This window comes from Pseudomonas sp. 31-12 (genome assembly GCF_003151075.1).
GTDB lineage: Bacteria > Pseudomonadota > Gammaproteobacteria > Pseudomonadales > Pseudomonadaceae > Aquipseudomonas.
This window is the reverse complement of record NZ_CP029482.1, coordinates 5,158,294-5,171,165: the sequence shown is the minus strand read 5'-3', so window position 1 is coordinate 5,171,165 and position 12,872 is coordinate 5,158,294. Positions and strand designations below refer to the sequence as shown.

The following is a 12,872-nucleotide window of genomic DNA, read 5'->3' as shown; positions in this document are numbered from 1 at the left end:
CGAAGGCGTCAGTGCAGCCACCACTTTCCCTGAGGCAAAAGAAAACCCCCGACAATCCAGAGGACTGATCGGGGGTTTCCAGGTCAGCGCCTTGCGGCGCTCACCGGCTCAGCTTATTGGCAAGCTTCGCAATCCGGCTCGTCGATGGCGCAAGCCTTCGGCACTGGAGCAGGGCCGGCAGGCGCTGCCAGGACCGAATCTTCACCGTGGTTGCCGCCGCTGGAAACAGCGTTCAGCTTGCCGGTGTTGATGGTCGACTTCTCGGTGCTGGTCGCGGCCAGGGCACGGAGGTAGTAAGTGGTTTTCAGACCACGGTACCAGGCCATGCGGTAGGTCACGTCCAGCTTCTTGCCCGAAGCGCCAGCGATGTACAGGTTCAGCGACTGAGCCTGGTCGATCCACTTCTGACGACGGCTTGCCGCATCAACGATCCACTTGGTGTCCACTTCGAACGCGGTCGCGTAGAGCTCTTTGAGTTCTTGCGGAATGCGCTCGATCTGTTGCACCGAACCGTCGTAGTACTTCAGGTCGTTGATCATGACCGAGTCCCACAAACCGCGAGCCTTCAGGTCGCGAACCAGGTACGGGTTGATCACGGTGAATTCGCCCGACAGGTTCGATTTCACGTAGAGGTTCTGGTAGGTCGGTTCGATCGACTGCGAGACGCCAGTGATGTTGGCGATGGTCGCGGTCGGTGCGATGGCCATGATGTTGGAGTTACGAATGCCTTTCTGCACACGGGCACGAACCGGTGCCCAGTCCAAGGATTCGTTCAGGTCAACATCGATGTACTTCTGGCCACGTTGCTCGATCAGGATCTGTTGCGAATCCAGCGGCAGGATGCCTTTGGACCACAGCGAACCCTGGAACGTCTCGTAGGCGCCGCGCTCGTCGGCCAGGTCGCAGGAAGCCTGGATCGCGTAGTAGCTGACCGCTTCCATCGACTTGTCGGCGAACTCGACGGCCGCGTCGGAACCGTAAGGAATGTGCTGCAGGTACAAAGCGTCCTGGAAGCCCATGATGCCCAGACCGACCGGACGGTGCTTGAAGTTGGAGTTCTTCGCTTGTGGCACCGAGTAGTAGTTGATGTCGATCACGTTATCGAGCATGCGAACGGCGGTGTTCACGGTGCGTTCCAGCTTGGCGGTGTCCAGCTTGCCGTTGACGATGTGGTTCGGCAGGTTGATCGAGCCCAGGTTGCAAACGGCGATCTCGTCCTTGTTGGTGTTCAAGGTGATCTCGGTGCACAGGTTCGAGCTGTGAACCACGCCGACGTGCTGCTGCGGGCTGCGCAGGTTGCACGGGTCTTTGAAGGTCAGCCACGGGTGGCCGGTTTCAAACAGCATGGACAGCATTTTGCGCCACAGGTCTTTGGCCTGGATGGTCTTGAACAGTTTGACCTTGCCCGGGTACTCGGTCAGGGCTTCGTAGTACTCGTAACGCTCTTCGAAGGCCTTGCCGGTCAGGTCGTGCAGGTCCGGCACTTCGGATGGCGAGAACAGGGTCCACTTGCCGTCATCGAAGACGCGCTTCATGAACAGGTCAGGGATCCAGTTGGCGGTGTTCATGTCGTGGGTACGACGACGATCATCACCGGTGTTCTTGCGCAGCTCGATGAACTCTTCGATGTCCATGTGCCAGGTTTCCAGGTAGGCACAGACAGCGCCTTTGCGCTTGCCACCCTGGTTAACGGCAACGGCGGTGTCGTTCACTACTTTCAGGAACGGCACAACGCCCTGGGATTTGCCGTTGGTGCCCTTGATGTACGAACCCAAGGCACGAACCGGGGTCCAGTCGTTGCCCAGGCCGCCGGCGAATTTCGACAACATGGCGTTGTCGTGGATCGCGTGGTAGATGCCCGACAGGTCATCCGGCACGGTGGTCAGGTAGCAGCTCGACAGCTGTGGACGCAGGGTGCCGGCGTTGAACAGGGTCGGGGTCGACGACATGTAGTCGAAGGACGACAACAGGTTGTAGAACTCGATCGCACGGTCTTCTTTCTGCTTCTCTTCGATCGCCAGGCCCATGGCCACGCGCATGAAGAAGATCTGCGGCAGTTCGAAGCGGATACCGTCCTTGTGGATGAAGTAACGGTCGTACAGGGTTTGCAGGCCCAGGTACGTGAACTGCTGATCGCGCTCGTGGTTGATCGCCTTGCCGAGTTTTTCCAGGTCAAAGGTGGCCAGGATCGGGTTCAGCAATTCGAATTCGATACCTTTCGCGATATAGGCTGGAAGCGCCTTGGCGTACAGGTCGACCATTTCGTGGTGGGTCGCGCTTTCGGCAACTTCCAGGAAGCTCAGGCCTTCGGCACGCAGGGTGTCCATCAGCAGGCGGGCGGTGACGAACGAGTAGTTCGGCTCACGCTCGACCAGGGTACGGGCGGTCATCACCAGGGCGGTGTTGACGTCGGTCAGGGCCACGCCGTCGTACAGGTTTTTCAGGGTTTCGCGCTGGATCAGGTCGCCGTCGACTTCTTCCAGGCCTTCGCACGCTTCGGTGACGATGGTGTTCAGGCGGCCCATGTCCAGAGGAGCAAAGGTGCCATCGGCGCGGGTGATGCGGATCGACGGGTGAGCGTTGACGGCTTCTTCAGCTGGTGCGTGGGCAGCGCGTTCTTTCGAACGACCGTCACGGTAGATCACGTAGTCGCGGGCTACTTTCTGCTCGCCGGCACGCATCAGGGCCAGTTCGACCTGGTCCTGGATTTCTTCGATGTGGATGGTGCCGCCCGACGGCATGCGACGCTTGAAGGTCGCGGTGACTTGTTCGGTCAGGCGGGCAACGGTGTCATGGATTCGCGACGAGGCAGCAGCGGTGCCGCCCTCAACTGCGAGAAACGCTTTGGTGATCGCGACGGTGATCTTGTCATCGGTGTAAGGAACGACAGTGCCGTTACGCTTGATCACGCGCAGTTGGCCAGGCGCGGTGGCGGACAGATCCGAAGTCGAATCAGCGGCCTGCGGCAAGGTGCCCTGCGGGTTCTCGCGAGTTGTGTCGGTTTGCATGGGGGAGTGTCTCCACATTCTCTATGTTTGTTTGAGCACCTTCATGGTGCCCACCGTTCTGTCCTGAAGCACTACAACCGACGGGCGTCGGGCATAACAACTTCGGGACAGTAGGAAAAGGCTAATGATGCCGCTTCCTTGCCGAAGTCTTTGGTCGCGAGCCAGGGCCCGAAACCGGATTCCATTCAGGGTGACAGTAATGACTGCAACACCCGTACCGTTCCGGCTGTTCCGGCCTAAAAAAACGGTGCCATCCGCAGGTGCGGTTTGGGCTTTCAAAATCACGCTTGGTTCAACCGGAAACAGCAATAAAGCGCTTGAGTTTCTGGTCTGAAATGTGGTTGGGCTTTTTATGTCAAAACCCTACATGTAGGGTTTTTTTGGCGCCGTGCTACAAGATAATGCGTTTTGGAGGGTGTTGCAACGTACTACCTGTGGATAAACCTGTGCGTAAATTGTGTGTGAAAGGTGGAACGGGCGTGTAGGCCGCGACCTAGCTGGAGCGGACTGTTTTCCACTGATTTTCAGCGATCGAAAACAGTCATTCGGATTTTTAAGGGCGCGAACCCTATCACAAAAAACCGGGTTGTCCGAACGCATTTGCCGGCTTGTGTTCTCGGCGTTCGGCGTTTATACAATCGGCCAGTGTGTATGCATTCTTATCCTCCCCAATCATTACAAAAAGACGGGTGGATCCTTCCTTATAAGTGTTGTTGGCAAGCAGAGGTCACCGTGGAGCAAGAAGCCTGGCAGGTATTGATTGTGGAGGACGACCAGCGTCTGGCCGAACTGACCCGCGATTACCTGGAAGCCAATGGCCTGCGCGTATCGATCGAGGGCAATGGCGCCCTGGCCGCGGCCCGCATCATTAACGAGAAACCAGACCTGGTGATCCTCGACCTGATGCTGCCCGGCGAAGACGGCCTGAGCATCTGCCGCAAGGTCCGCGACAAATATGACGGCCCGATCCTGATGCTCACCGCCCGCACCGACGACACCGACCAGATCCTCGGCCTCGACCTGGGCGCCGACGATTACGTGTGCAAACCCGTGCGTCCACGCCTGCTGCTGGCGCGCATCCAGGCCCTGTTGCGCCGCAGCGAAGCCCCTGAAGTGGCCCCGGAAAAACAACGACGCCTGCAGTTCGGCCCGCTGGTGGTGGACAACGCCTTGCGCGAGGCCTGGCTGAATGACAACGGCATCGAACTGACCAGCGCCGAATTTGATCTGCTGTGGCTGCTGGTGGCCAACGCCGGGCGCATCCTGTCCCGGGAAGAGATTTTCACCGCGCTGCGCGGCATCGGCTATGACGGCCAGGACCGCTCCATCGACGTGCGCATCTCGCGCATCCGCCCGAAAATCGGTGACGATCCGGAGCATCCGCGACTGATCAAAACCATCCGCAGCAAGGGTTATCTATTCGTTCCGGAAGCCTGCACCCTGTGAACTCGATCTTCCTGCGCATCTACGGCGGCATGTGCGCGGCGCTGATTCTGGTCGCGGTGCTCGGCGTACTGGCTTTGCACCTGCTCAATCAGGTGCGCAGCGAGCAATATCGCGAGCGCCTGGCCCACGGCACCTTTTCGCTGATGGCCGACAACCTCAATCCGATGAACGAAACCGAGCGCCACCGAGCCTTGCTGGTGTGGGAACGTTTGCTCGGGATTCCCTTGGCGCTGAAGACCTTTGCCCAGACCGACCTCGACCTGACGCAGCGCACCCGCGTGCTGCGCGGTCAGGCGCTGGTGGAACAGACCGGCCCGCATGCGGCGAAGGTGTATCGACTGGTCAGCGACAAGGAACAGCTTGTTCTCACGGGCGAGGTTCAACAGATCAGTGAGCAACTGGCGCGAGCGACTATCTACCTGCTGGCCGACGAATTGGTGCGCGTGCCGGTGGCCGAGCAGCCCAAGCGCCTGGCGCAACTGAAACAAGACAAGGGCTTCGGTTTCGACTTGCGGCTGGTTACCGTCGACCAGGCGGACATGGACGAAGACCAGAGCCGCCGGATCTCCGAAGGCGACACGGTGATGGCGCTGGGCAAGGGCGGCGACTCGATCCGCGTGTTTGCCGGCATGGTCGGCACGCCGTGGGTTTTGGAAATCGGCCCGCTGTATCAGATGAATCCGTATCCACCGGAATGGCTGGTGCTGATCGCGGCCCTCGGTTTGAGTCTGATCGGTTTGATCGTCTATCTATTGGTGCGACAACTTGAGCGCCGCTTGCGTGGCCTCGAAGCCGCCGCCACGCGCATCGCCAAGGGCAGCCTGGAAACCCGCGTGCCGGCCCGCGGCGCTGACTCGGTGGGACGACTGGCTTCAGCGTTCAATGGCATGGCCGAGCACTTGCAACAGTTGCTGGCGATCCAGCGTGAACTGGTGCGCGCTGTGTCTCACGAATTGCGCACCCCGGTGGCACGCCTGCGTTTTGGCCTGGAGATGATCGGCTCGGCCACCACACCGCAGGCGCTGGAGAAATACCGCGAAGGCATGGATCACGACATCGAGGACCTCGACAAGCTCGTCGACGAGATGCTGACCTATGCGCGGCTGGAGCAGGGTTCTCCGGCGCTGAATTTCCAGCGGATCGATCTGGATGCCTTGGTCAATCAAGTGATCGAAGAGCTGGCACCGCTGCGCGCCGACGTCACCGTGCAGCGCGGTTTGTGTTTGTCGGCTGCCGATTGCGACGACGCCTGGGTCGAGGCCGAACCGCGCTATTTACACCGGGCTATCCAGAACCTGGTGAGCAACGCCATGCGCCATGCCTCGTCGCGGGTGACCGTCAGTTATCAGGTGGGGCAGCAGCGTTGCCGGGTGGACATCGAAGATGACGGACCGGGCGTGCCGGAGTCGGCGTGGGAGAAAATCTTCACGCCGTTCCTGCGTCTGGATGACAGCCGTACCCGCGCGTCGGGTGGGCATGGGCTGGGGTTGTCGATCGTGCGGCGGATTATCCACTGGCATGACGGGCGAGCGTTGATCAGCAAGAGCAAGAGTCTGGGCGGGGCGTGTTTCAGCCTGAGTTGGCCGCGGAATCAGGAGAGGCGGTGACATAATTGGTGTCGGTGCTGGCCCCTTCGCGAGCAAGCCCGCTCCCACAGGGATTTTCGGTGTGGCATAGATCCAGTGTGGGAGCGGGCTTGCTCGCGAAGAGGCCCTTGGCAAACGCCAAAAATCTTCAGGCCTTGATACTGACCAGACTCAACAACTGCCCATCCACTACCGCAAACTGCGCATCCAGCTCAGTGCCATTGCGCCACTCACTGGACAGGTCGGTCAGCAATCGCAGCCGCACTTCACCCGTCTCGGTCCATTCCAGCACTTCAGCATGCTCAAAATAAAACCGCTGCCGAACAATCGGATACAGCGCCTTGAACAAACTCTCCTTCACCGAAAACGTCAACGTCACCCACATCGCCAACTGATCACGGGGGCCTGCGGCCATGCGTTGCAACTCCGCCGGGGTGAGGATTTCCCCGGCCAGGCGCTCGGCCCGTTCAGGGTTGAGCAGGTTTTCCAGGTCCATCCCCAACCCGCGCCAGTGGGTCTTATTGGCCACAATCGCCGCCGCCCGACCGGTGCTGTGGGTGATCGAGCCAGTGATGTGCGCGGGCCACACCGGCGCGCGGTCTTCACCGATGGCCGGGCTGAAACTCAACCCTTCCAACTGCTGCAACGCCGCCCGGGCGCAAACCCGACCGGCCAGAAACTCAGCCTGACGCTTGGCCACCGAACGCTGGATGCTCGCCGGCGGCTCGATGGCGCTGCGCTGGAAATCATCGCTGGCCAGTTGCGAGGTGTCGAAGTGCGTGCTCAACAGCACCGTATCGGGCAGCACAAACGGCAGCGGCCAATGGGCATCGAGCGGGGTGCAGCAGATGGGTAGGGCGGGGACGGGATTCATGGCGGGCATTTTGCCGGGTTGCTCTCAGGCTGGGTAGTGGCAACCGCGTTTGTGCCGAGGGAGCTTGCTCCCGCTCGGCTGCGCAGCAGTCGTAAACCCGGCAATCGCGGTGCCCCTGCTGAAATGCGGTTGCAGGTTTTGGGGCGGCTTCGCCACCCAACGGGGATAAATCCCCTCACCACAAAAGCCCCTAGCCATAGGGGCTACCTTTTCAGCCAAAAATCTTCTTGAAGAACGCCTGCATATCCGCCCAGGACTTTTCATCCGCCGCCTTGCTGTACCCGATATCCGGCCCGCCATGATCGCCATGGCCCAACCGATCCGCATCCGGATTGCTGAACCCATGCTTGGCACCCTCCAGGTTGACGAACTGATAGTCAGCCCCGGCCTTGTCCATCTCGGCCTTGAACGCCGCGACGTTATCCGCCGTCACCATGCTGTCCAGCGCCCCGTGCTCCACCAGAATCTTCGCCTTCACACTGCCGGGCGTTGCAGGTGTTTTGGTCGCCAGCGCCCCGTGGAAACTCACCACGCCCGCCAGTGGCACACCCTGACGTGCGGCATTCAGTACCACGGCACCACCGAAGCAGTAACCGATGGCGGCGACTTTATCCGGATTGGTCTGTGGCTGTTTCTTCAGCAAATCGAGCCCGGCCTGGAAGCGGGCGCTGGACGCGGCACTGTCCTTCAACGCCGCTTGCATGAAGGCCATGGCGTCCTTGGGATGCTCGGTGTTCTTGCCATCGCCATACATGTCGATGGCCAGCGCGCTGTAACCCAGGCCGGCCAGATCGCGGGCGCGGCGCTTGGTGTAATCGTTGAGGCCCCACCATTCGTGCACCACGACCACGCCCGGACGTTGTCCTTTTATAGCGTCGTCGTAAGCGTAATAGCCGATCAGCTGGGTGCCGTCGGGGCTCTGATAGGGGATTTCCTGAGTCTTGATCGCGGCTTGGCCGAGCCCGCTCAAGGCCAGTAAGACGAGGACGAGGAAAACGCGCATGGTCGGATGCTCCTGCATAAAAGTCATTAAAACAGCCGGGTGGAGTTGGTTCAGCTCAGGTTCAGAGTGCGTTCAGGGGGAGTTCAGGGCGGGGTGAGTAACCTTGCCCCGTACCCAAAAAGCAAATAGCGCATGAGGAAATTCCCCAATGACTCACTTCAAAAAACTGCTTCTGGCTTTCACCGTCATGGGCGCGAGCACTGCAGCTTTCGCCTCCAACGATAATTTCGCCAGCCTTACTCTTGGACAGACCAGCGACAAGGTCAAAAAGTCCCACGCCCTGAACGACAACCTCAACCACCCGAACGCCGACGGCGTGATCGGCAAGGACACCACCTGGGGTGTGCGTCTGGGCCAGCAAAACAGCGAGGGCCGCTACTACGCCACTTACGATAACGTGTCGGGCTCGCACAATGGCATTAAACTGCGTCAGGAAAACCTGTTGGGCAGTTACGATCTGTTCTACCCGGTGGGCGGCAGCACCAAGTTGTTCGGTGGTGCCACGGCCGGTCTGACCAAAATGACCCAGGAGTCCCCGGGTTTCAGCCGCGACAGCAACATCGGTTACGCCATTGGCGGCCAGGTCGGCGTATTGCAGCAAGTGTCGCAAAACACCTCGGTCGAGATGGGTTACCGTTACCTGCGCAGCAACGCCAGCACCGAAATGAGCGAGCGCGGCGGCAGCAAACAGGGTTCGCTGGACCTGACCAGCAGCGCCCAGACCTACCTGTCGGCCAACTACGCTTTCTGATAAAGGGATGCGCGAATGCCAGACAGTTAAGCGCAATCCCTGTGGGAGCGGGCTTGCCCGCGATAGCGGCGGCACATTCACTATTAATGTGTCAGCCAGATCGCTATCGCGGGCAAGCCCGCTCCCACAGGTTCTGCGCTATGACTGAAAGCTGTGCTGCTGGAGAAAACGATTTGCCTAGGAGAGCGTTATGAAACTGCTGGTCGTCGAAGATGAAGCGCTGTTGCGCCATCACCTGCAAACCCGCCTGACGGACAGCGGCCACGTGGTCGAGTCCGTGGCCAACGCCGAAGAGGCGCTGTACCAGACCGAGCAGTTCAACCACGACCTGGCGGTGATCGACCTCGGCCTGCCGGGCATGAGCGGGCTCGACCTGATCCGCCAACTGCGCTCGCGCGGCAAGACCTTCCCGATCCTGATCCTCACCGCGCGCGGCAACTGGCAGGACAAGGTCGAAGGCCTTGCCGCCGGCGCCGACGATTACGTGGTCAAGCCGTTCCAGTTCGAAGAACTCGACGCACGCCTGAATGCCTTGCTGCGCCGCTCCAGCGGCTTCACCCAGTCGACCATCGTCGCCGGGCCGCTGCTGCTGGACCTCAATCGCAAACAGGCGTCCCTCGATGAACAACCGCTGGCGCTGACCGCCTACGAGTACCGAATCCTCGAGTACCTGATGCGCCATCACCAGCAAGTGGTGGCCAAGGACCGCTTGATGGAGCAGCTCTATCCGGACGACGACGAGCGCGATCCGAACGTCATCGAAGTGCTGGTCGGCCGTCTGCGCCGCAAACTCGAAGGTCCGGCAGGTTTCAAACCGATCGACACCGTGCGTGGCCTCGGCTACCTGTTCAATGAGCGCTGCAGTTGATTCGCTCCCTTCGTGTCCGCTTGATGCTTGCCGCCGCCACCCTGGCGGTGCTGTTCATGCTGGCGTTGCTGCCAGCGATGCAGGGCGCGTTCAGCCTGGCGTTGCAGGATTCCATCGAGCAACGCCTGGCGTCGGACGTAAACACGTTGATTTCCGCCGCGCGGATCGAAAACAACGCCCTGCAGATGCCGGCGCAGTTGCCCGATGAGCGCTTCAACCTGACTGACAGCCGCTTGCTCGGCTACATCTATGACCGCGAAGGTCATTTGGTCTGGCGCTCGAAGGCCACCGGCGAAGAGAAGATCAACTACAAACCGCGTTACGACGGACGCGGCAATGAGTTCGCGCGCATTAGCGAGGCCGACGGTCAGGAATTCTTCGTCTACGACGTCGAAGTCAAACTGCTCGGCGGCAAAAGCGCGGCGTTCAGCATCGTCGCCCTGCAACCGGTGCACGAATACGAAGTCACCCTCGAAGGCCTGCGCGAAAACCTCTACCTCGGTTTCGGCGCCGCATTGCTGGTGCTGCTGGCGCTGTTGTGGATCGGCCTGACCTGGGGTCTGCAAGCCTTGCGGCGGCTCAGTCAGGAACTCGATGAAATCGAAAGCGGCGCCCGCGAAAGCCTCAGCGAACAACACCCGCGCGAGCTGCTGCGCCTGACCGGCTCCCTCAACCGCTTGCTGCACAGCGAACGCGAACAGCGCAGCCGCTACCGCGACTCCCTCGACGACCTGGCCCACAGCCTGAAAACCCCGCTGACCGTGCTGCAAGGCGTCAGCGAAGACATGGCCCAACGCCCGGAAGACCGCGATCAGGCCTGGGTGCTGCAAACCCAGATCGAACGCATGAGCCAGCAGATCGGCTATCAACTGCAACGCGCCAGCCTGCGCAAAAGCGGCTTGGTGCGCCACCAAGTGCGCCTGCAACCGGTGCTGCAAAGCCTGTGCGACACGCTGGACAAGGTCTACCGCGACAAACGCGTGCGCGTCGCTTTCGATCTGCCGGATCAGTGCTACGTGCCGATCGAGCAAGGCGCGCTGTTGGAAATGATGGGCAACCTGCTGGAAAACGCCTATCGGCTGTGCCTGAGCGAAGTGCGCATCAGCGTGCGCGAAACCCTGAGCGGCGTTGAGCTGTGCGTTGAAGATGACGGGCCGGGCGTGCCGCCCGATCAGCGCGCGCGGATTCTGCAAAGGGGCGAGCGGCTCGATCGCCAGCATCCGGGGCAGGGGATCGGGTTGGCGGTGGTGAAGGACATTATCGAGAGCTACAGCGCGAAGCTGACGCTAGGGGATTCGCCGATGGGCGGGGCGGCGTTCCGGATTCATTTTCCGGTGGTTTGATCCGGTATTTGATGGTGTTCTTGCGGGCTTCATCGCGGGCAAGCCCGCTCCCACAGGGGGATATGTCGTCCACAAATTTTGTGTTCAGACTCGAAACCTGTGGGAGCGGGCTTGCCCGCGATGAGGTCGGCCCATTCACTACAAAGCGTGCAGGCAAGGTCAATAAACAGCGCTGTTTAAAACACATCTCCAGACACTCACTCAGGCTACACATCCTTGCGCCGCTGCCTACGACTACGCCAGAATCCGCCGGCTTGTGCGTCTGGGACGTGGGTTTTATCGTTTGCGGGTCGCTGATGAATCAGCGATCGGGTTTAGCAGCCTGGGTCTCTCTAGACGCACAATGTCCGTCGTTCATGTCATGGCGGCTTTGCGTGGGGCACTTCGGTGCGCCGGGTTCTAGAGTCCTGGTCTGCTAACCCGCGTACAGCCGCCACCTCTTTTTCGTTTAGCAGCGATGTGTTGCGGCTCCATGACTCTAGGAGCTTCCTATGTACAAGATCACACCCAACCCACCTGAAACCGACGACGTTTCGCCGTACGATTCCACCGACCCCAAAAAACTCAACGAAGCCGCCGACCGCGCCCTCGATTACTACCTCAAACCAGCCATTCCCCAAGACACCCCGCGCAAACCCAGCACCATTTATTTCGTGGCCCCTGATACCGATGACGAAACCCTGCTGGTCAACGCCTGTGAATCCCTGGCATCGGCAAGTGTGATGCTGAGTAATTTCGCGGGGTTGATGGAGGGGCCGCATCGCAACACCGTGTTGGGGATTCAGCAGGTGGTGATGCTTGGGGAGTTGGCGGTGAATCGGATGCTGGATCGGCTTGATCCGCCTTAGTCGTTTGGTCAGGTAGACCGCGTCATCGTTCTTCGCGAGCAAGCCGGCTCCCACAGGGGGCTTCGGTGACCACAGAATTTGTTGGATACCCGAGATCAAAGGTGGGGGCTTGCTCGCGAAGGGGTCGGTCAGTTCAACCGAAAATTCAATTCTCTTGCGCGCGATAGGCCCCCGGCGTCAGCCCCGTCCACTTCTTGAACGCCCGGTGAAACGCCGAAGGCTCGGAAAACCCCAGCTGCTCGGCAATCTGCTGCAACGACAGATCCGCCCGCCCCAGGTGATAAATCGCAATGTCCCGGCGCAACTGATCCTTCAACTCCTGGAAACTCGACCCTTCTTCACGCAAGTGTCGGCGCAAGGTCTGCGGGCTGATGTGCAGGTGCGCGGCCACGGCTTCAAGATCCGGCCAGCGTGAACTGTCGCGACTGAGCAAACGGCGTAACTGGCTGCTCAAACTGTCGCCATCATCCGGTCGCGAGAGCAGGTCGGCGGGGGAGTGTTGGAGGAAATGCTTGAGGGTGCGTTCGTCCTGCAACAACGGCATGTTCAGGTAGCGGCTGTGAAACAGCAGGCTGCTCTGCGCCGAGGAAAACACCATGGGGCAGGGGAACAGCAGGTCGTACTCGGCACCGTGCTCGGGCCTTGGGTAGCTGAACGTCGCCTGCTCCAGCCGAATGCGCTGGCCGATCAGCCAGCTGCCGAGGCGATGCCACACCATCAACTGGCTTTCGGTGAGGAAATGGTCCGGGTCGTGGAATTTCGAATCATCGAGACTCAGACGGATCATTTCGTCTTCGCGGGTCAGAGTCAGGCTCGGACCGTCGGGGAACAGGCTATAGAACAACAGGCCGCGATGCAGGGCCTTATCGAGGTTGCGGCAGTGGATCACGGCGTGGCACATCATCGCGAAGGTGCCGGTTTTACTCGGCGTCGGTCCGAAGCCCAGGTACTCGTCGTCGAGGGCCAGCCACAACCCCTGGATCAATCGCGTGAATTGCTCTGGCGCAATCCGCGCCCGCGGCTCTTCGAGCAATTCGGGGCTGATCCCCAATTGCTGCAACAGCTCTGAATAGTCATAACCCAACCGGCGCGCGCCACCAAGGACGGCACGGGCGAAATGACTGGCGATGGTGCGTTCACGCATA

General features: G+C 60.4%; 11 protein-coding genes. 7 read left to right on the top strand and 4 right to left on the bottom strand.

Going from position 1 to position 12,872, the window contains the following annotated elements; genetic code table 11:
* Positions 1 to 113: 113 nt before the first annotated feature.
* Positions 114 to 3,008, bottom strand: a complete 2,895-nt coding sequence (locus tag DJ564_RS24415; protein WP_109633979.1) for a ribonucleoside-diphosphate reductase subunit alpha — start codon at positions 3,006 to 3,008, stop codon at positions 114 to 116.
* A gap of 199 nt (positions 3,009 to 3,207) precedes the next feature.
* Here DJ564_RS24415 and DJ564_RS32580 point away from each other — a divergent pair, with 199 nt between their 5' ends.
* From DJ564_RS32580 to DJ564_RS24405, 3 genes are all read left to right on the top strand, one after another.
* Entirely contained in the window at positions 3,208 to 3,342 is a 135-nt protein-coding gene (locus DJ564_RS32580; protein ID WP_256597450.1) for a hypothetical protein, read from the top strand.
* A 398-nt stretch (positions 3,343 to 3,740) separates the two neighbouring features.
* Positions 3,741 to 4,454: a response regulator gene (locus DJ564_RS24410; protein WP_109633978.1), complete on the top strand. Its 714-nt coding sequence runs from the start codon at positions 3,741 to 3,743 to the stop codon at positions 4,452 to 4,454.
* Positions 4,451 to 6,061, top strand: coding sequence for an ATP-binding protein (locus DJ564_RS24405; RefSeq protein ID WP_109633976.1), 1,611 nt, complete (start codon positions 4,451 to 4,453; stop codon positions 6,059 to 6,061). The genes DJ564_RS24410 and DJ564_RS24405 overlap by 4 nt, the downstream gene beginning before the upstream one ends.
* A 127-nt stretch (positions 6,062 to 6,188) precedes the next feature.
* Here DJ564_RS24405 and DJ564_RS24400 read toward each other — a convergent pair whose 3' ends face one another.
* Positions 6,189 to 6,914, bottom strand: coding sequence for a 4'-phosphopantetheinyl transferase (locus DJ564_RS24400; protein WP_218277766.1), 726 nt, complete (start codon positions 6,912 to 6,914; stop codon positions 6,189 to 6,191).
* Between the two features lie 211 nt (positions 6,915 to 7,125).
* Entirely contained in the window at positions 7,126 to 7,917 is a 792-nt protein-coding gene (locus tag DJ564_RS24395) for a dienelactone hydrolase family protein (RefSeq protein ID WP_109633972.1), read from the bottom strand.
* Positions 7,918 to 8,065: 148 nt separating this feature from the next.
* On the opposite strand from DJ564_RS24395, the gene DJ564_RS24390 reads away from it, so the two are divergent.
* The 4 genes from DJ564_RS24390 (at position 8,066) to DJ564_RS24375 (ending at position 11,727) form a co-directional block, all read left to right on the top strand.
* Complete coding sequence (locus DJ564_RS24390; RefSeq protein ID WP_109633970.1) at positions 8,066 to 8,668, top strand: hypothetical protein; 603 nt, start codon at positions 8,066 to 8,068, stop codon at positions 8,666 to 8,668.
* A 190-nt stretch (positions 8,669 to 8,858) separates the two neighbouring features.
* Positions 8,859 to 9,536, top strand: a complete 678-nt coding sequence (locus DJ564_RS24385) for a response regulator transcription factor (protein WP_109633969.1) — start codon at positions 8,859 to 8,861, stop codon at positions 9,534 to 9,536.
* Positions 9,533 to 10,879: an ATP-binding protein gene (locus tag DJ564_RS24380; protein ID WP_109633967.1), complete on the top strand. Its 1,347-nt coding sequence runs from the start codon at positions 9,533 to 9,535 to the stop codon at positions 10,877 to 10,879. The genes DJ564_RS24385 and DJ564_RS24380 overlap by 4 nt, the downstream gene beginning before the upstream one ends.
* Before the next feature lie 491 nt (positions 10,880 to 11,370).
* Positions 11,371 to 11,727 (top strand): DUF6124 family protein, encoded by a 357-nt coding sequence (locus DJ564_RS24375; RefSeq protein ID WP_109633965.1) that lies wholly within the window; start codon positions 11,371 to 11,373, stop codon positions 11,725 to 11,727.
* Between the two features lie 145 nt (positions 11,728 to 11,872).
* Here DJ564_RS24375 and DJ564_RS24370 read toward each other — a convergent pair whose 3' ends face one another.
* The gene (locus tag DJ564_RS24370; RefSeq protein ID WP_109633963.1) at positions 11,873 to 12,871 is read right to left on the bottom strand and encodes an AraC family transcriptional regulator; all 999 of its coding nucleotides are present in this window, start codon (positions 12,869 to 12,871) and stop codon (positions 11,873 to 11,875) included.
* Between the last annotated feature and the right edge of the window lies 1 nt (position 12,872).